This window comes from Pseudomonas sp. BF-R-24 (assembly GCF_019947335.1).
GTDB lineage: Bacteria > Pseudomonadota > Gammaproteobacteria > Pseudomonadales > Pseudomonadaceae > Aquipseudomonas > Aquipseudomonas jessenii.
Genome location: NZ_JAGYGG010000011.1, coordinates 81,508 through 99,528, shown reverse-complemented (window position 1 = coordinate 99,528; position 18,021 = coordinate 81,508). Strand labels below are relative to the sequence as shown.

Here is an 18,021-nt window from a genome sequence, read left to right as displayed (position 1 = left end):
CGCCGTTTGCCGGGCAGGGCAAAACCGACGGACGGGCGCTTGAACTGCGCCTCTGATCAAAAAGTGCGCAATTCTAGCGATGAGTCGTTCACTTGACCAGCTTTATGCGGGGAAATACGACGAGTGCTGCGCTATGCTTCGCGCCGTTACGCCTTACAGATTTTTTACTGTCAACAAAACGTCTGTAACGTGAAGTAAAACAGCGCATGCTGCACGACAAAGCATAGTGCTTCTTTCAAAGAAGCCCGGGTCTGAGAAGTAGGAGTGGTGGATGGGTCAGGCAAGTAGTCAGGCTACCGATGCCGAGCATTCGGCGGTGAAGCCGATCGGCATGCTGGTCGCGGCAGTCGGGGTGGTTTATGGCGATATCGGCACCAGTCCGTTGTACACCCTCAAAGAAGTGTTTTCCGGAGGCTATGGCGTGCCGGTCAACCATGACGGGGTGCTGGGGATTCTTGCGCTCATTTTCTGGTCGCTGATCTGGGTCGTGTCGATCAAGTACATGATGTTCGTGCTGCGCGCCGACAACCAGGGCGAAGGCGGGATCATGGCCTTGACCGCACTGGCCCGGCGGGCGGCGGCGGGGCATGCCAAATTGCGCATGTTGCTGGTGGTCTGCGGACTGATCGGCGCGGCATTGTTCTATGGCGACAGCATGATCACCCCGGCGATCTCCGTACTGTCGGCGATTGAAGGCCTGGGGCTGGCGTTCGAAGGTATCGACCATTGGGTCGTGCCGCTGTCGCTGGTGGTGCTGGTCGCGCTGTTTCTGATCCAGCGTCACGGCACGGCGCGCATCGGCATTCTGTTCGGGCCGATCATGGTCACCTGGTTCCTCGTGCTGGGTGCATTGGGCGTCTATGGCATCAGCCAGCATCCGGAAGTCCTGGAAGCGATGAACCCGATGTGGGGCGTACGTTTCTTCATGGTCCATCCGGGCATGGGCGTGACGATTCTCGGCGCCGTGGTGCTGGCATTGACCGGTGCCGAAGCGCTGTACGCAGACATGGGCCACTTCGGCCGCAAGCCGATCGCACGTGCGTGGTTCATCCTTGTACTGCCGGCGCTGGTGCTGAACTACTTCGGCCAGGGCGCGCTGCTGCTAGGTGATCCGGAAGCGGCCCGTAACCCCTTCTACCTGCTGGCGCCGAGCTGGGCGTTGATCCCGCTGGTCGGCCTGTCGACCCTGGCCACGGTGATTGCCTCGCAAGCGGTGATTTCCGGTGCGTTCTCCCTGACCCGCCAGGCGATCCAGCTCGGTTACATTCCGCGCATGCACATCCGACACACTTCCAGTGCCGAACAGGGCCAGATCTACATCGGTGCGGTGAACTGGGCGTTGATGGTCGGCGTGATCCTGCTGGTGATCGGTTTCGAATCCTCCGGCGCCCTGGCCTCGGCCTATGGCGTGGCAGTGACGGGCACCATGCTGATGACCACCATCCTGGTGTCGGCGGTGATGCTGCTGCTGTGGAAGTGGCCGCCAATCTTCGCGGTTCCGATATTGTTCGGCTTCATGTTGGTCGATGGTCTGTACTTCGCCGCCAACGTGCCGAAAATCGTTCAGGGCGGTGCATTCCCGGTGATCGCGGGTTTCGCGCTGTTTGTGCTGATGACCACCTGGAAGCGCGGCAAGCAGTTGCTCGTCGAGCGTATCGATGAGGGTGGATTGCCGCTGCCGATCTTCATCAGCAGTATTGCCGTACAACCACCCCATCGTGTTCAGGGCACCGCCGTGTTCCTGACGGCACGGCCGGATGCCGTGCCCCACGCGCTGTTGCACAACCTGCTGCATAACCAGGTACTGCACGAGCAAGTGGTGCTGCTGACGGTAGTGTACGAAGACATCCCGCGGGTGCCGCCGAATCGGCGCTTCGAGGTCGACTCCTATGGCGAAGGGTTCTTCCGGGTCATCCTGCATTTCGGCTTCACCGATGAGCCGGACGTACCGCAGGCGCTGAAGCTGTGTCATCTCGAAGAGCTGGACTTCAGCCCCATGCGCACCACGTACTTCCTCAGCCGCGAAACGGTCATCGCCTCCAAGCTCGAAGGCATGTCGCGCTGGCGCGAGGCGCTGTTCGCGTTCATGTTGCAGAACGCCAACGGCAATTTGCGTTTCTTCAATCTGCCGCTGAACCGGGTGATTGAGCTGGGGACGCAGGTCGAAATGTAAACCTTCCTGTAGGAGCGAGCCTGCTCGCGATGGTCTCAAATGCACCGCGTTTATTCAGGATTTTCGCGTCATCGTTGACGTCCATCGCGAGCAAGCTCGCTCCTACAGTGTGTTGTGGTGTTGAATGAAAAAGCCCCCGTTACCTTGCGGCAGCGGGGGCTTTTTTGTGGGGCTCAGATCACTCTTGAGCTTCTGCTTCTTTGGCTTGACGCTTCTCGATCACATCCACCAGGCGCTTGGCCAGCGCCGGGTAGTTCTCGTCGAAGTGGTGGCCGCCAGGCAGCTTGATGGCTTCGCCCACCGCCGTCTTGTCGGTGCAGCCACTCTCGTCGGTTTCTTCTTCGCCGTAGATGCACACCACTTTGGCGGCTGGCAGCCGGGCCATTTCCGGGCCGGTGGCGGCTTCCTTGCCGGCGTTGCCGAGCCAGCCTTCGACTTCGATCTCGAAGCTGCCGGTACGGGCGAAGGCCAGCAGGATGATCGCGTCGACGCGTTGCTGTTCCGATTCGGCCAGGCGGTTGTAGATCGCCGGCAGTACGTCGGCGCCGAACGAATAGCCGGTCAGGATGAAGCGCTTGGTGCCCCATTTCTGCCGGTAGTGTTGCATCAGTTCCGCCAGGTCCAGCGCGCTTTGCTCCGGGCTCTTGTGCTGCCAGTAGTAGCGCAGGGTGTCGATGCCGACCACCGGGTAGCCGATCTTGGCCATCTCGCCCGCCACGTCGCGGTCGAGGTCGCGCCAGCCACCGTCGCCGGACAGGAACAGGGTCACGGTGTCACTGGCCTGGCCCGCTGGCACTTCGACCACTGGGATCTGCAGGCCGCCAGCGGCTTTGTCGCCACCGACGAGGATCTTGCGCAGTTCGTTGTTCAGCACTTGTGGCAGGTTGATGTCGTAGTCGCTGATGCTGGTTTCGGCGTTCGGTTGATCACGCACGAAACCGGCACTGGTGTCGTCCGGGTTGTCGTTCCACGCGACCAGCCAGTGACCGTGGGCCGCGCTTTTGGGCAGCAGGTGAGTGCAGCCGCCCTTTTCCAGGGCCAGGTCGACCGAGACGGCCTGGGCCTTGTCGTCCTTTTGCTCGGACAACCAGCGCCAGGCCAGCACGGCGCCAGGGCCGATGCCGCTGACCAGGGTCGCCGGGCCTTTGAGTTCGCGCAGGCCTGATTGCAGGGCGCGGCTTTGCAGCAGGCAATCCTTGGGCAGGATCACCTGGACAATTTGCGCCGCGCCACTGCGGCTCAGGGTCATCAATTGCTTGTCGCTGAGTTTCTGGTCTTCGTTGACCGCCACCAGCACCTGGGCGCGTGGCGTTGTGCCGGGGATGACACGGGTCATCGCCGCACCATCGGCCGGGGTCAGCAATTCGAGGGTCGGCTCCGGTGCCGGGCGTTTCAGGTACCAGAAACCGCCACCGAGAATCAGGGCCACTATCACCAGTGTGCCCAATACATACCGCAAGGAGCGTTGAATCATCAGCGTTTCACCAATCCGGTCAAGCCACCCGCGATCAGGGCAGCGGTGTCGGCCAGCGCAACCAGCGGATCGAGTCCGGCGGGCACGGCCATATAACGGGGTTCCCAATCAGGCTGGAACTTGTCTTTGAAGCGGCGCAAGCCCTGGAAGTTGTACAGCTGCTCACCACGGCGGAATACCATCGAGCCAAGGCGCTGGGTCAAGGGTGCGCCTCGACGGGGTTGCAACCCCGACAACGGCACCATGCCCAGGCTGAAACGCGCGTATCCATGATTTTTATAATGTTGAATCAGGCCGACCATCATGAACTCCATGGTCAGCTTCGGAGCATCCGGGTGCGCGCGCATCAGGTCGAGGCTGGCCAGGTCATGGCCGTAGGTCTCGAGCAGGTTGGCGAACGCCACCGGGCGTCCTTCGAAACGAATCACCGCGATGCGAAAATGCTTGAGGTAGTCATCGCTGAAGCGACCCAGTGAAAAACCTTTCTCCCGGACGTTCTTGCCGGTCAGCCAGGCATCGGAAATTACCTTGAGCTCATCCATCGGCGCCTGGCCGGGTTCATGGATTTCCAGGGACAGGCCGTCGCGGGTGCCACGGTTCCAGGTGTAGCGCAGGTCCTTCATCTCTTTGCCCTTGGCTTCGAGATCAAAACGCTTGAGGTCGACCCGGGCTTCTTCGCCGAGCTTGATCGCGGTCAGGCCGATGTCCATGTAGTACGGCAGGTTCTCTGCACGCACTTGATAGAACACGGGGCGGGCGTGGTGGATGTCGCAAAGGTCGCGGAACTGCCAGATCATTTCCGCCCGTTGCTGGCCCGGGCCGATCGGGTCATACAACGCCACCAGGCTGCGACCGCGACGGGCGTACATCAGGAACGCCTCGTCGTTGGGGTGGAACAGCAGCGCCTTGTCGCCGGTCAGGGCCAGGCCGCCATCCGGTTGGGCCGATGCCATGAGGATCTTGCTGGCGCGCTCCAGTTCGTCGGGTGTGGGCAGGTGAATGACCGGACGCGCGGTGCGCAGCAGCCAGGTCAGGGACACCACCACCAGCAGCACGGCAGCCCCGAGCAGCGAGCGCAGGCCGCGAGGGGCATCGGCGTCCAGAGTGAACTGCCACCAGAGCTGGTGGCTGTACGGAACGTCCTGATAGGCGAACAGCAGCAACCAGATCGAGGCGCCGAGCACGCACAGGCTGGCCACCAGGTACAGCGGCGAGAACGGTACTTCGGTCAGGCGGCTGGGGCGATAGAACGAGCGGCGGAATACCCCGAGCAGGCTCGCCGTCAGCACCATCAGGCTGGCTTCTTCCCAGTCGAAGCCTTTGAGCAGCGAGAGCAGGGCGCCGACCAGTAACAGAATGGTGGTCAGCATCCACGCGGCCGACAGCCGGCGACGCAGCCCCTGGGCCAGCAACAGGCAAAGCACGCCGACCAGGCTGGCGCCAAAGTGCGAAGCATCGACCAGTCGATGGGGGATCAGAAAACCGATGTGTTCCAGGCGCGTATCGATTTCCGGAGTGACGCCGGAGAACAGCAGGACAACACCGGACAGGAACACCAGCACCGCCAGTATCGGAGCCGCCAGACCCGAGGCAGCGCGCAACGTCTGGCGTGTCTGGAACAGGCGCTGGCCTTCGTTGATCAGCAGCAACAGGCAGGCCACCAGCAAGGGCAGGACCACGTAGATCAAGCGATAGAGCAGCAGGGCGGCCGCCAGTGGCGCAGCACCCAGGGTGTCGGAAAACGCCGCCAGCAAAATGGCCTCGAACACCCCGACACCGCCCGGCACATGGCTGAGCACGCCGGCAGCCAGCGCCAGCAGGTAAACCAGAAGGAACGCACCGAAGGGTGGTGTTTCCGGCAGCAGCAGATAGAGCACGGTCGCGGCGGCGGCTACGTCCAGGGCGGTGATGACCAATTGCAGGAAGGTCAGGCGACGCCCGGGCAGACGCAAGGTGCGGCGCCCGATCCTGACCAGCAGGTTGTCCGGGTAAGGCTGTTCCGGCAGCCGTCGACGGTAGATACCGATGGCCAGCACTGAAAACAGCACGAGCACGGCAGTCGCCACCACGCCCAGCAACGTCTCGGAGAGTCCCAGGGCGGAGGACGCCGCTGGCAGGTCGCTGAGCGTCGCCAGGGCAGCCAGCGGTGGCAGGGCGCAACCCAGCGAGAGGCTGGCGAACAAAGTCATGCGGGCGACTTCTGCCGCTCCCAGGCCATGACGGGCATAGAGGCGATAGCGAACCGAGCCTCCCGACAACATTGAAAGACCGATGGCGTTGCCGATGGCAAAGGCCGTGAAACCGCCCAGGGCCAGGGTGCGCGGTGCCAGGCTCGCCCCGGCATAGCGGCTGGCTGACCATTCGTAGCCGAGCAGAATGATGAAGCCCACCACAGTTGCAGCCAGTGCGCCCATCAAGGCAGGTTTCGGAACGTCGAGGATCGAGTCGTGCAGGGCGTTAAGGTCGAGTTCGCTCAACAGGTGGCGACAGGCAATCAGCGCGATCGCGAACAGCAGCAGGGTGACCGCCAGGCCAATGGGTTGACGGTATTTGCTCAAACGATCAAGCAGGCGCAGGCGCTCGGCATTGATCGGTTGTGTCGCTGTGACAGTGTCTTGTGAATCAGACGAGTTGGCGCGCATCAATCACCTCTTGGATCGTGCGCGACAGGATGGAGGTATCCAGCCAAGTTACCAATCCCTGTAGAAAAAAATAATCACAAATTTTAACGCCTATCACCCGGCAACAGGGATGGCGCGGTATCAGTCGCGGAGGCTTCAGCCTGTGATAGAGCATAGTCTGAACCCGGCGCATGGGTGATCCCCAAGCGGCTTGCTACACAGTGACAGGTCATTGTTGCGAAAGGACTTTTTCAACAGATACAAAAAAGGCCACTCTTTCGAGTAGCCTTTTTTGATGTTTGGTTGCGGGAGCCGGATTTGAACCGACGACCTTCGGGTTATGAGCCCGACGAGCTACCAGACTGCTCCATCCCGCGTCTGTGTGGCGGCATTCTATAGAGATGCGCCGGGGTGTCAACCGTTAATCCTGAAGCAGGTCAAATAAATGTTGAATCGCGGCAAACGGTCGCAGGGATGGCCTAAGTTTCGGAATCAGAACGATTTCCGGTTTCGGTTTCGTTGAGCGTCCAGGCCTTGTTCCTGCGTTCGGTGCTACAAAACGAACACGCACAAAAAAGGCCACTCTTTCGAGTAGCCTTTTTTGATGTTTGGTTGCGGGAGCCGGATTTGAACCGACGACCTTCGGGTTATGAGCCCGACGAGCTACCAGACTGCTCCATCCCGCGTCTGTGTGGCTCATTCTATAGAGATGCGCTCGGGTGTCAACCTCCAATTCCGATAAAACCTCTTCCCGTTCAATCGCTTAGCGTTCAAAAGGGGAGTTCGACCGGTCTGTGAGGCAGGCAGGACAAGGCCTGCGAGTCTATTGAAAGTATTTTTTCGATTGAAAAAATAAATTCACAATCGACTCTTCCTACAATTGGAAAAGAACATTCAGACTACTGGTGCTATATACAGGTGTCGGTGAGATACTGTTTGTCCGGCACGCCATGACGCCTTTTCCTTGCCATGAACACAGCTTTGCTATGACCCAACGCAAGATCATCCACGTCGATTGTGACTGCTTCTATGCAGCCATCGAAATGCGCGACGACCCACGCCTGGCCGGTAAACCACTGGCGGTAGGTGGGTCGGCGGACCGGCGCGGGGTGATCGCCACCTGCAATTATGAGGCGCGAGCGTACGGGGTGCGTTCGGCGATGTCCTCCGGGCATGCCTTGAAGCTGTGCCCGGACCTGACCATCGTCAAGCCACGCATGGATGCCTATAGAGAAGCGTCCAGGGAAATTCATGCAATCTTTCGCGATTACACCGAGATCATCGAGCCGCTCTCGCTCGATGAAGCGTACCTCGATGTGTCGGACAGCGCGCATTTTGCAGGCAGTGCAACGCGAATCGCCCAGGACATCCGGCGCCGGGTCTCCAACCAGTTGCATATCACCGTGTCGGCGGGTGTGGCGCCGAACAAGTTTCTGGCCAAGATTGCCAGTGACTGGAAAAAGCCCAACGGCCTGTTTGTCATCACACCGGACCAGGTCGAGGACTTTGTCAGTGGTTTGCCGGTGAGCAAATTGCACGGGGTCGGCAAAGTCACCGCCGACAAGCTCGGCAAGCTGGGTATCACCGATTGCCTGCAATTGCGCGAGTGGGACAAGTTGGCGCTGGTGCGTGAGTTCGGCAGCTTTGGCGAGCGACTCTGGAGCCTGGCCCGTGGGATCGACGACCGTGTGGTGCACAACGACAGTCGTCGTCAGTCGATCAGCGTTGAAAATACCTACGACGTTGACCTGCCGGACCTGAAGAGCTGCCTGGACAAGTTGCCCGAGCTGCTGGAGACCCTGGCCGGTCGCATGGCGCGGATCGACAGCAGCTATCGTCCGGGCAAGCCATTCGTCAAAGTGAAGTTCCACGACTTCACCCAGACTACATTGGAGCAGGCCGGGGCAGGGCGGGATCTGGGCAGTTATCAGTTGATGCTGACCCAGGCCTTCAATCGCGGCGGTAAGCCGGTGCGGTTGTTGGGTGTCGGGGTGCGGCTGGAGGACTTGCGGGGCGGGTTCGAGCAGATGGAGTTGTTTGAGCGGTAGTTTTGTGGTGAATGTGCGGGCCCCTTCGCGAGCAAGCCCGCTCCCACATTGGATTTGTGAACACCTGAAATCCTATGTGGGAGCGAGCCTGCTCGCGTTTAGTTCAGCCCCGGATTCGCTACCAGTCGCTCGCCATTGCGGGCCAGTGACTTCAGGAACTCAGTCTGCAATTCGGGATCATTGCGTGTCAGTTCGATCAGGCTCTGTTCCAGTTCACTGGCTTCCTCTTCAAGACCCAGCTCCGACAGGCGCTTGACCCGGTGGACCCACTGATTGACTTCGTCGCCCTCGAGATCGTCATAAATCAGCCCATGGGCCTCATAGAGCTTGCTGCGCAAGGTGCTGCTGACGGCTAGCGAGGAGTCGGTGTGTACGTCGTCCTTGGCATCCTCGACACGAATCAGCAACCGGCTCAGGTGATTGATGTCATGTTCAGCGAACGGGTTGTCCAACAGATTCAGGCGCAACACGCCGTTTTTGTCGGTGGTCAGTTCGAAGGTTTCCTTGCCGGCCTTGACCTCGACCGGGCGCTCGCTCCAGGGCAGGCTTGAGTACTCCGTGCGCTTGTCGCGCTGGACTTCATCAATACCGGCCAGGTTCTGCTGCGCGCGACCGTGGGACTGCACGTTCATGAACGGGTTGAGCCCGGCGAAACCGTAGCTCAGCCAGTCCTTGGTCACGCTGTCCGGCAAATTGCCGAGGGCGAACACATTGACCACGTTGGCACCGACACCCGCTACCACGGCCACCGCGCCCAGCGGGATTTCGTAAATCTCCCGCCAGGGTTGGTACGGCGTATAGCGGTCGTAGTGACGCGTAACTTCGTATTCGGTGACTTCGAAAGTCTTCTGCTCGTGGATTTTCACCCGCCGTTGCGGAAGCTCAAGCACCTTGGGCTCACCGACATCGATCTGCAGGCTGTGATCGAGCAATTTGCGCTCGACACGTTCCTCGTGCTCGCTGCGTTGTGACATTTGATTGGCACAGCCGCTGACCAGCAGGGCGCCGCACAAGGCGGCACCACCGAGGCCTAAGGTGTTTCGCTTGAACATGACGTCCCTATATCTGCTATCAGCGGCGGATGCGGGCCTGAAGGAAGGACAGCACGTCGGCGACCGGCAGCGCTTGTGCGTCGCCCTCGGTACGGCTCTTGTATTCCAGGTTGCCTTCGGCCAGGCCGCGGTCGCTGACCACGATCCGGTGTGGAATGCCGATCAGCTCCATGTCCGCGAACTTGATGCCCGGGCTGGTTTTCTTGTCACGGTCATCCAGCAGCACTTCGAAGCCGGCAGCGGTAAGTTGCGCGTACAGCTTGTCGGTGGCTTCGCGAACCTGCTCGGTTTCATAGCGCAGAGGCACCAGGGCAATCTGGAACGGCGCGAGGGTGTCGCTCCAGATGATCCCGTTTTCGTCGTTGTTCTGCTCGATGGCAGCCGCCACCACGCGAGACACACCGATGCCGTAGCAGCCCATTTCCAGGGTGACCGGCTTGCCGTTCTCGCCCAGCACTTCGCATTTCATCGCTTTGCTGTACTTGTTGCCCAGCTGGAAGATGTGTCCGACTTCGATGCCGCGCTTGATCTCCAGGGTGCCCTTGCCGTCCGGGCTCGGGTCGCCGGCCACGACGTTGCGCAGGTCGGCAACGGTCGGAACAGGCAGGTCGCGTTCCCAGTTCACGCCGAAGTAGTGTTTATCATCGATGTTGGCACCGATGCCGAAGTCGCTCATTAGCTCGACCGAACGGTCGATGATGATCGGCAGCGGCAGATTCAACGGGCCGAGGGAACCGGCACCGGCGCCAATGGCCTCGCGCAGTTCGCCTTCCGAGGCCATGACCAGCGGGCTGGCAACGCCTGGCTGGTTGGCGGCCTTGATTTCGTTCAGCTCATGGTCGCCACGGATGATCAGGGCAATCAGCTTGCCTTTCTCTTCAGCATGCACCACGAGGGTCTTGATGGTTTTCTCGATCGGCAGGTTGAAGCCTTCGACCAGTTGCGCAATGGTCTTGGCGTTCGGCGTGTCGACCAGGCGCAGCTCTTCGGTCGCAGCGGCACGCGAGGTTTCGCGAGGCACGGCTTCGGCTTTTTCGATGTTGGCGGCGTAGTCGGAGCCGTTGCTGAACACGATGTCGTCTTCACCGGATTCGGCCAGTACGTGGAACTCGTGGGAGCCGGCACCGCCGATGGAGCCGTTGTCGGCTTCTACAGGGCGGAACTTCAGGCCCAGACGGGTGAACACGTTGCAGTAGGCCTGGTGCATGCGGTCGTAGGTGACCTGCAGCGAAGGCTGGTCGGCGTGGAAGGAGTAGGCGTCCTTCATGATGAATTCGCGGCCGCGCATCAAGCCGAAGCGTGGGCGGATTTCGTCACGGAATTTGGTCTGGATCTGGTACAGGTTGATCGGCAGCTGCTTGTAGCTGCTCAATTCGTTGCGCATCAGATCGGTGATGACTTCTTCGTGGGTCGGGCCGGCGCAGAAGTCGCGACCGTGGCGATCCTTGAAGCGCAGCAATTCAGGGCCGTACTCTTCCCAGCGCCCGGATTCCTGCCACAGCTCAGCCGGTTGCGTGCTTGGCATCAACACTTCGAGAGAGCCGGCAGCGTTCATTTCTTCACGAACGACGGCTTCGACCTTGCGCATTACCCGCAAGCCCATCGGCAGCCAGGTGTACAGGCCTGAGGCGAGTTTGCGGATCATGCCGGCGCGCAGCATCAGCTGGTGGCTGATCACGACCGCGTCGGAAGGCGTTTCTTTTTGTGTGGCGAGCAAAAATTGACTGGTGCGCATGGTTGGCCGTTATCGATTGCTGATGACGAGATATGACGGAGCATTGTACGGGCGAGATCCGCTGGCGTACAGGCGTACAGGCGTGCGGTCGGTGGTGTGGCAGGAGGGCGCGATTCACTCGGCCCTCCATGATTCTTCCTGCGTAACGAACCTACGATTCTTCGGCGACCGGGGTATGCACCGGTTCCGGTGTAGGTGTCGGACCTTCACGGCGGTTCTCCTGGAACCAGTGCAAGGCGATCAACAGCAGGGTCGGGACGCCCAGCAGGGCGGTAATCAGGAAGAAGTCGTGATAACCGAACTTCTCCACCATGACCCCGGAGTAGCCGCCGATCAGGCGTGGCAGTAGCAGCATGATCGAGCTGAGCAGGGCGTATTGGGTGGCGGAGAATTTGAGGTTGGTCAGGCTCGACAGGTAGGCGACGAACGCCGAGGTCGCCAGGCCCGAGCTGAAGTTGTCCAGGGAGATGGTCAGCACCAGCATGTTCAGGTTGGGGCCCATGTCGGCGAGCATCAGGAACAGGATGTTGGTCGCCGCGGAAGCGACACCGCCGATGAACAGGATCGGCAGGATGCCGAAACGCACGATCAGCAGGCCCCCCATGCCAGCGCCGACCAGGGTCATGATCAGCCCGAAGATTTTGCTGACACTGGCGATCTGGTCCTTGGTGAAGCCCTGGTCGATGTAGAACACGTTGGCCATCACGCCCATGACCGTATCGGACATCCGATAGGTGGCGATCAAGCCGAGCAGCAGCAGCGCTTGCCAGCGGTATCGCAGGATGAAGTCGTTGACGGGTGTCAGCACTGGCGCCAGGCCACGACGGCCCATGGCCGAGAGGCACAGGGCGGTGAGGGTGGTATAGAGAATCGCGCGCAGGAAGGCGCGGTCCTCCAGCAGCAGGTCGAGCAGGCTCTCGCCTTCGAACAGTACGCTGGCGAAGTCGGTGTTGTAGAGCTGGGTGAACATGGCCGGCACGGACACCAGCAATACGATCAGCACGAACACCGAGGCCAGTTGATGCACGAAGCTGTAGCGCCCGGCCTGCAGTTGCGTGCGCAATGGTACTGGCGGCTCGCGCATGAACAGGGATGTCAGCAGTGCCGGGACCATCAGGGCGCCGAACAGGATGTAAGTGCCAGCCCAGGCCGAATGCTTGTAGTTGAAGCCGGTGGAGCCAAAACCTTCGGCGAAGTACAGCGCGCCTGCGGTAGCCAGCAGCGCAGCGACCCGGTAACCGGACATGTAACTGGCGGCCAGTGCGGCCTGGCGGTTGTCTTCGGCGATTTCCAGACGGTAGGCATCGACCGCGATGTCCTGCGTCGCTGATGCGAAAGCGACGACGACAGCAATGGCGATCAGCCAGGACAAATGCTTTTGCGGGTCGCAGAAACCCATCCCGATCAGGCCAAGGATGACCAGTGCCTGGGACAGCACGAGCCAGGACCTTCGTCGACCGAGTTTGCCGAGCAATGGCAGTCGCCATTGGTCGAGCAGGGGTGACCAGACCCATTTGAAGGCATACGCCAGGCCGATCAGGCTTGCATAGCCAATGGTTTCACGCGCCACGCCGGCTTCGCGCAGCCAGACTGAAAGCGTCGAAAACACCAGCATGTAGGGCAGGCCGGCGGCGAAACCAAGCAGCAACAGCACGAGTGTCGAGGGGCTGGCATAAGCGGCGAGCGCGGCGCGCCAGGTTTTACGGGGCATGGGCTGGAGTCTGCCTCAAGAAATACGGAAACAAAGCGCGCACTCTAACCGCTGTGCTCTACCGGACGCCAGCCATGGCGCTGAATATCAACACGATTGTTCAGGACACTGATGCCCTCCATGCGTAATCGTGCGCGCTGCTCATCGCCCGAAGGGCTGCCGACCGGCAGGCTGATACGCCCGTTCGCGCCCAGAACACGGTGCCAGGGTAACTTGCTGTCGCCGGGCAGTTGACTGAGTGTGCGCCCGACCCAGCGGGCGGCGCGACCCAGTCCTGCAAGCTCGGCCAGCTGGCCGTAGCTGACGACTTTGCCCTCGGGTACTTGTGCCAGCGTCAAATACAGCGCCGTGCGTCGGATTTGCGCGGCACTCTCGGGGTCTTCGGTTGGATCGCTCACGTCCGTCAGTCCTGAAGAAGTTTGCCTTACCATCTGTAGAGTAATTCCTGCGCAGGAAGTTGAGAAATGAACTCAACAGAAATAGTCGGGTCAGTCCTTGTCAGGGCCTTGTTCCTACGGATAATGCCGACTTTTCTCGCAAGCCTGAGCCTGTATTTTGTTTATGTTGTCCAGATCCCTGCTGTGTCTCGCCGTCCTTGGCGCATCCTCTCCCTTGCTGGCCGATACCGTGTGGTTGAAGAACGGTGACAAGCTGAGCGGCAAGATCACGCTGTTCGATGGCGGAAAGCTGCTGATCCAGACCGAGTACGCCGGTGCGGTGACGATCGACTGGAAACAGGTCAAGACCCTGGACAGCGATCAGGAGTTGCTGGTCAAGCAGGATGCCTACAGTGGTGAGAAAGCCAAATCGTTGAAAGCGGCGGACGACGGCAAGGTCACGCTGGCCAACGGCGAGGGACCGAAGACGGTCGAACTGGCGAGCATCCAGCAGATTCTCAAGCCAAAACCGGTGGTCGAGGATCTGGTGTGGAAAGGCAACGTCGATGTCGCGCTGGATTATCAGCGGGCGGAAAACGACACCGATGACTACGACATCGACTTCAAGACCAGTGCGCGACACGGGCGCTGGCGGCACACCGCTGAAGGTGAGTACAACCGTGAGTTCCAGGACGACGTGGTGACCACGGACAACTGGCGGGCGGAGTACTCCATCGACCGATTCCTGACCGAGCAATGGTTCTGGCAGGGGCGCCTGGTCTACAAACGCGACAAGGTCGAAGACCTTTCCCGTCAACGCACCGTCGGTACCGGTCCCGGCTATCAGTTCTGGGATAACGAACTCGGGGCGTTCTCCCTGGGTTCGCTGGTCAACCGCACGGACTATGAATTCTCCGATGGCAGCAAGGAAAGTTTCTACGCCTTGGCCATGAAGTGGGACTACAACCGCTACCTGATCGGCAAACGTGTCGAGTTCTTCACCAATGGTGAGGTCGGCAAGCCGCTGTCGGGCGTGGCCGACTACGCGCTCGATGCCGAGATGGGGTTGCGCTACAAGGTGACTGACTGGGCTTCGCTGAACCTGAAGGCGGAACGCGATATCATCAGCGGCGCCGACGATGCGGATCTGGACAAGACACGCTACACCGCAGGGTTTGGCGTGACCTGGTAAGAGCATCAAAAGATCGCCGCCTTCGACAGCGCCTGCAGGGTCAACCCGGGAGCTGTCGAAGGCGGCGATCTTTTTTGTGTGGACAAAACACCCGCCCACAAAAAAGCCCCGCTGTTGAGGGCGGGGCTTTTTACTAAAGCAAGTACAAGTTAGATAACTTGAACTTCTTCAGCTTGCATGCCTTTCTGACCGCGGGTAGCGATGAAAGAAACCTGTTGGCCTTCTTTCAGGCTTTTGAAGCCGTCGGACTGGATAGCTTTGAAGTGAACGAACAGGTCGTCACCGGATTGTGGAGTGATGAAGCCGAAGCCTTTTTCATCGTTGAACCACTTAACGGTACCGGTTTGGCGATTAGACATGGTGTAACTCCTTGAACAAAGATAACTGCGACTCAGGAAGAACCCTGGCCGAGACTGAGTGCAAAGAGCAGGAAAAATTCTTGTAGATGGTTGGATCGAAATTCAACATATCGTGTAGAGATTCTCAGTGACACAAGCAGCACAGTGACGCCACCTTAACCCTTTTTCCGGAACGTGCCAATGCTTCTTGCACAGGTTTCTCTGTTTTAAGGATCGGCGGTGTGACGGTTCGTCGCCAGCGCAGGTAATTCCCGCCTGTTCGGCGAGAATTGCACCGCGGACTTTGAACCCGGCGGCGCGCCCGGTAAGATGCCGGACAGAATTTTTCGACCTCGCTATTCAGGACACCCGCCATGAGCATCAAATCGGACAAGTGGATTCGCCGCATGGCGCAGGAACACGGCATGATCGAGCCATTCGTCGAGCGCCAGATGCGCGGCAGCGACGATAGCCGTGTGATCTCCTACGGCGTGTCGAGCTACGGCTACGATGTGCGTTGCACCAATCATTTCAAGGTGTTCACCAACATCAATTCGGCCATCGTCGACCCGAAGAACTTCGATGCCGGCAGCTTCGTCGACATCCACAGCGACGTGTGCATCATTCCGCCGAACTCCTTCGCCCTGGCCAGCACCGTCGAATATTTCCGCATTCCGCGTAACGTTTTGACCATTTGCCTGGGTAAAAGCACCTATGCGCGCTGCGGCATCATCGTCAACGTCACACCGCTCGAGCCTGAGTGGGAAGGTCACGTGACCCTCGAGTTCTCCAACACCACCAATCTGCCGGCGAAAATCTACGCGAACGAGGGCGTGGCACAGATGCTGTTCCTTGAGTCTGACGAAGAGTGTGAAGTGTCCTACAAGGACCGTGGCGGCAAGTATCAGGGCCAGCGTGGCGTGACCCTGCCTCGCACCTGAGTCAACCGTCTGGCAAATGCCGGGAATTCCTGAGCGGGCGTACACTCTATGGGGTGTACTGTTCCGATCCGCGCAAGGTGGGTCGGGTCATCGCTCAGGAGTGCCGAATGAAGATCGATCCGCGAATCAGTGCCGAACTGGCAAGGCTTGAACCCAATCAGGTTGGCGTTCTGGCCTGGTCCTTGTTGGCACACCCGCCCGTCAGCATGGCAGGGGGTATTCCCGGCCAGCCTGATCCTGATACCCCGAACGAGCAGCCTAATGAACCGGGCGAGCCTACGCTGCCGGATGAGCCGCCGCCTGCGCCAGTAGTCTGATAATCCAGACACTACAGATCAAAAAATGAGGGAGCGGGCTTGCTCGCGAAAGCGGTGTGCCAGACAACACAAATGTTGAATGTCAGACCGCATTCGCGAGCAAGCCCGCTCCCACAGGTTTTTTGTCAGGTGTTACTTCAGGTTGCCGCTGAGGAACTGCTTCAACCGCTCGCTTTTCGGATTGCCCAGCACTTCTTCCGGTGCGCCTTCTTCCTCCACCAGGCCCTGGTGCAGAAACAACACCTGGCTCGACACTTTGCGGGCAAAGCTCATTTCGTGGGTCACCATGATCATGGTCCGGCCTTCTTCGGCCAGGCCCTGGATCACCTTGAGCACTTCACCCACCAGTTCCGGGTCCAGCGCCGAGGTCGGTTCGTCGAACAGCATGACTTCCGGCTCCATGGCCAGTGCGCGGGCAATCGCTACCCGTTGTTGCTGACCGCCGGACAGGAATGCCGGGTATTGGTCAGCCACACGGGGGGCCAGCCCCACCTTGTCGAGGTAGCGCCGGGCGCGATCCTCGGCTTCTTTCCTGTCACAGCCCAGCACCCGGCGTGGCGCCATGGTGATGTTTTCCAGCACCGTCATGTGGCTCCACAGGTTGAAATGCTGGAACACCATGGCCAGGCGGGTGCGAATCCGCTGCAGTTCATTGGCGTCGGCCACGTGCATGCCGTGACGATCCTTGATCATGCGGATGTTCTGCCCGTCTAGGCTCATGGCGCCATCGTTGGGTTGTTCCAGAAAGTTGATGCAACGCAGAAAGGTACTTTTACCCGAGCCGCTGGCGCCGATCAGACTGATGACGTCGCCGGTTTTGGCCTTGAGCGAAACACCTTTGAGGACTTCATGGTCGCCGTAGCTTTTATGCAGGCCTTCGATGGTCAATTTGTACATGGGGCGTGCATCCTCAAGGCGAAAGTAGATAGCCGCTGCGATAGGCTTCGGTGCCTGCGACGTGGGCGATCACCATGCCGGCAGTGGCCATGCGGCGCAGCGAGCGGGCGTACATCAGCCCGGCTGTGGCGCAATGAACGGGAGTGACCAGATCGTTGACCGGATCAATGATCTCGGCGATCAGTTGCCCGGCTTCCAGGTACTGGCCCGGCCGCGCGGTGAACACCAGCAGGCCGCCGACGGGCGTGGCCACCGGCTCAACACCGGCCAGCGGTGTCGCCGGATAGGGCAGGTCGGGCAGGGGCGCGGGTTCGCCGGCGATCGCGCCGAAATGGATCAGGTAATCGATCAGTGCCTGGCAATCGAGGCTGGCCAGCGGGTGATTGACGTCCCCTTGACCGCGCAGTTCGACGGTCACCGAAAAACTGCCCGGCGGAATGTCGAAGTCCTCGCCGAAGCGATCCTTCAATTGCCACCAGAGCAGGGTGAAGCATTCGTCGAACGACTGGCCACCGGAATCGGTTGCCAGCAGGCTGGCTTGGGCGCCGATGTAACGGGCCAGCGGCTCGACCTGCGACCAGGCTTCAGGTGTGGTGTAGAGGTGCGCGACCGCTTCGAAATCGCAATGCAGGTCGAGCACCATGTCGGCGTCGCAGGCCAGTCGCTGCAGGGTCAGGCGCTGGGATTGCAATTGGGTGCCGGCGGTCTGCCGGGCCAGCGCGTCGCGCAGGTTGCTGCGGATCAATTGCAGGTTGTGCTGCGGATCGTCACCGAGCTTGCCTTCGATCGCGTTGCCGACTTCCTCGCTGAGGTCGACGAACCAGCGGTTGAAGTTCTGGCCGCTTTCCAGCTCGTAGCGACCCAGCGGCACATCCATCAGCACCTGTTCCAGGCCCACGGGGTTGGCGATGGGCACCAGCACGATTTCGCTGCGCAGGCGCCCGGCGGCTTCCAGCTCCGCCAGGCGTTGCTTGAGGTGCCAGGCCACCAGCATGCCGGGCATTTCGTCGGCGTGCAGGGAGGCCTGGATGTAGATCTTGCCGTTGGCCGATTGAGGGCCGAAGTGAAAGCTGTGGATCTGTCTCGCGGTCCCCGGCAGCGGGGCCAGCAGGTCATGTTTCTGGTGGCGCATCTGTTGTTCCTGA

14 protein-coding genes and 2 tRNA genes are annotated in these 18,021 nt (G+C 60.3%); 5 read left to right on the top strand and 11 right to left on the bottom strand.

Annotated features, from left to right (window positions below; genetic code table 11):
- Positions 1–271 precede the first annotated feature (271 nt).
- The gene (locus KGA98_RS11555) at positions 272–2,173 is read left to right on the top strand and encodes a potassium transporter Kup (RefSeq protein WP_150812924.1); all 1,902 of its coding nucleotides are present in this window, start codon (positions 272–274) and stop codon (positions 2,171–2,173) included.
- Between the two features lie 178 nt (positions 2,174–2,351).
- Here the strand turns inward: KGA98_RS11555 and KGA98_RS11550 are convergent, their stop codons facing one another.
- The 4 genes from KGA98_RS11550 to KGA98_RS11535 all read right to left on the bottom strand — a co-directional run bounded on the left by KGA98_RS11550 (position 2,352) and on the right by KGA98_RS11535 (position 6,954).
- On the bottom strand, positions 2,352–3,647 hold the full coding sequence (locus tag KGA98_RS11550; RefSeq protein WP_223502375.1) for a virulence factor family protein: 1,296 nt from the start codon (positions 3,645–3,647) through the stop codon (positions 2,352–2,354).
- Positions 3,647–6,289 (bottom strand): bifunctional lysylphosphatidylglycerol flippase/synthetase MprF, encoded by a 2,643-nt coding sequence (gene mprF, locus KGA98_RS11545; protein ID WP_090453509.1) that lies wholly within the window; start codon positions 6,287–6,289, stop codon positions 3,647–3,649. Before mprF ends, KGA98_RS11550 begins: the two co-directional genes overlap by 1 nt.
- Positions 6,290–6,568: 279 nt before the next feature.
- Positions 6,569–6,645 (bottom strand) — tRNA-Met (locus KGA98_RS11540).
- A gap of 232 nt (positions 6,646–6,877) precedes the next feature.
- Positions 6,878–6,954: transfer RNA gene (locus KGA98_RS11535), tRNA-Met, on the bottom strand.
- A gap of 300 nt (positions 6,955–7,254) precedes the next feature.
- On the opposite strand from KGA98_RS11535, the gene dinB reads away from it, so the two are divergent.
- The gene (dinB, locus tag KGA98_RS11530) at positions 7,255–8,316 is read left to right on the top strand and encodes a DNA polymerase IV (RefSeq protein WP_057716138.1); all 1,062 of its coding nucleotides are present in this window, start codon (positions 7,255–7,257) and stop codon (positions 8,314–8,316) included.
- Positions 8,317–8,414: 98 nt separating this feature from the next.
- Here dinB and KGA98_RS11525 read toward each other — a convergent pair whose 3' ends face one another.
- The 4 genes from KGA98_RS11525 to KGA98_RS11510 form a co-directional block, all read right to left on the bottom strand.
- Positions 8,415–9,368 (bottom strand): hypothetical protein, encoded by a 954-nt coding sequence (locus KGA98_RS11525; RefSeq protein ID WP_057716137.1) that lies wholly within the window; start codon positions 9,366–9,368, stop codon positions 8,415–8,417.
- Positions 9,369–9,387: 19 nt separating this feature from the next.
- The gene (locus KGA98_RS11520) at positions 9,388–11,103 is read right to left on the bottom strand and encodes a proline--tRNA ligase (RefSeq protein ID WP_223502374.1); all 1,716 of its coding nucleotides are present in this window, start codon (positions 11,101–11,103) and stop codon (positions 9,388–9,390) included.
- A 151-nt stretch (positions 11,104–11,254) separates the two neighbouring features.
- Complete coding sequence (locus KGA98_RS11515; RefSeq protein WP_057716135.1) at positions 11,255–12,814, bottom strand: AmpG family muropeptide MFS transporter; 1,560 nt, start codon at positions 12,812–12,814, stop codon at positions 11,255–11,257.
- A 44-nt stretch (positions 12,815–12,858) separates the two neighbouring features.
- Positions 12,859–13,245, bottom strand: a complete 387-nt coding sequence (locus tag KGA98_RS11510; protein WP_223473832.1) for an MGMT family protein — start codon at positions 13,243–13,245, stop codon at positions 12,859–12,861.
- Positions 13,246–13,375: 130 nt separating this feature from the next.
- Here KGA98_RS11510 and KGA98_RS11505 point away from each other — a divergent pair, with 130 nt between their 5' ends.
- Complete coding sequence (locus tag KGA98_RS11505; RefSeq protein ID WP_223502373.1) at positions 13,376–14,383, top strand: DUF481 domain-containing protein; 1,008 nt, start codon at positions 13,376–13,378, stop codon at positions 14,381–14,383.
- 149 nt (positions 14,384–14,532) lie between these two features.
- Here the strand turns inward: KGA98_RS11505 and KGA98_RS11500 are convergent, their stop codons facing one another.
- Positions 14,533–14,742, bottom strand: a complete 210-nt coding sequence (locus KGA98_RS11500; RefSeq protein ID WP_002554837.1) for a cold-shock protein — start codon at positions 14,740–14,742, stop codon at positions 14,533–14,535.
- A 353-nt stretch (positions 14,743–15,095) separates the two neighbouring features.
- On the opposite strand from KGA98_RS11500, the gene dcd reads away from it, so the two are divergent.
- Positions 15,096–15,662: a dCTP deaminase gene (gene dcd / locus KGA98_RS11495; RefSeq protein ID WP_007940589.1), complete on the top strand. Its 567-nt coding sequence runs from the start codon at positions 15,096–15,098 to the stop codon at positions 15,660–15,662.
- 107 nt (positions 15,663–15,769) lie between these two features.
- The gene (locus tag KGA98_RS11490) at positions 15,770–15,979 is read left to right on the top strand and encodes a hypothetical protein (RefSeq protein WP_008052149.1); all 210 of its coding nucleotides are present in this window, start codon (positions 15,770–15,772) and stop codon (positions 15,977–15,979) included.
- A gap of 132 nt (positions 15,980–16,111) precedes the next feature.
- Here the strand turns inward: KGA98_RS11490 and KGA98_RS11485 are convergent, their stop codons facing one another.
- Together KGA98_RS11485 and KGA98_RS11480 are read right to left on the bottom strand one after the other, a co-directional pair.
- On the bottom strand, positions 16,112–16,876 hold the full coding sequence (locus KGA98_RS11485) for an ABC transporter ATP-binding protein (RefSeq protein WP_057716131.1): 765 nt from the start codon (positions 16,874–16,876) through the stop codon (positions 16,112–16,114).
- Positions 16,877–16,889: 13 nt separating this feature from the next.
- The gene (locus KGA98_RS11480) at positions 16,890–18,008 is read right to left on the bottom strand and encodes a succinylglutamate desuccinylase/aspartoacylase family protein (RefSeq protein WP_150812930.1); all 1,119 of its coding nucleotides are present in this window, start codon (positions 18,006–18,008) and stop codon (positions 16,890–16,892) included.
- Positions 18,009–18,021 lie beyond the last annotated feature (13 nt).

Bases quoted from the DNA above. Each gene is read 5' to 3' on its own strand.
- KGA98_RS11555 (WP_150812924.1), top strand. From the start codon at position 272: ATGGGTCAGGCAAGTAGTCAGGCTACCGATGCCGAGCATTCGGCGGTG.
- KGA98_RS11550 (WP_223502375.1), bottom strand. From the start codon at position 3,647: ATGATTCAACGCTCCTTGCGGTATGTATTGGGCACACTGGTGATAGTG.
- mprF (WP_090453509.1), bottom strand. From the start codon at position 6,289: ATGCGCGCCAACTCGTCTGATTCACAAGACACTGTCACAGCGACACAA.
- dinB (WP_057716138.1), top strand. From the start codon at position 7,255: ATGACCCAACGCAAGATCATCCACGTCGATTGTGACTGCTTCTATGCA.
- KGA98_RS11525 (WP_057716137.1), bottom strand. From the start codon at position 9,368: ATGTTCAAGCGAAACACCTTAGGCCTCGGTGGTGCCGCCTTGTGCGGC.
- KGA98_RS11520 (WP_223502374.1), bottom strand. From the start codon at position 11,103: ATGCGCACCAGTCAATTTTTGCTCGCCACACAAAAAGAAACGCCTTCC.
- KGA98_RS11515 (WP_057716135.1), bottom strand. From the start codon at position 12,814: ATGCCCCGTAAAACCTGGCGCGCCGCGCTCGCCGCTTATGCCAGCCCC.
- KGA98_RS11510 (WP_223473832.1), bottom strand. From the start codon at position 13,245: ATGGTAAGGCAAACTTCTTCAGGACTGACGGACGTGAGCGATCCAACC.
- KGA98_RS11505 (WP_223502373.1), top strand. From the start codon at position 13,376: ATGTTGTCCAGATCCCTGCTGTGTCTCGCCGTCCTTGGCGCATCCTCT.
- KGA98_RS11500 (WP_002554837.1), bottom strand. From the start codon at position 14,742: ATGTCTAATCGCCAAACCGGTACCGTTAAGTGGTTCAACGATGAAAAA.
- dcd (WP_007940589.1), top strand. From the start codon at position 15,096: ATGAGCATCAAATCGGACAAGTGGATTCGCCGCATGGCGCAGGAACAC.
- KGA98_RS11490 (WP_008052149.1), top strand. From the start codon at position 15,770: ATGAAGATCGATCCGCGAATCAGTGCCGAACTGGCAAGGCTTGAACCC.
- KGA98_RS11485 (WP_057716131.1), bottom strand. From the start codon at position 16,876: ATGTACAAATTGACCATCGAAGGCCTGCATAAAAGCTACGGCGACCAT.
- KGA98_RS11480 (WP_150812930.1), bottom strand. From the start codon at position 18,008: ATGCGCCACCAGAAACATGACCTGCTGGCCCCGCTGCCGGGGACCGCG.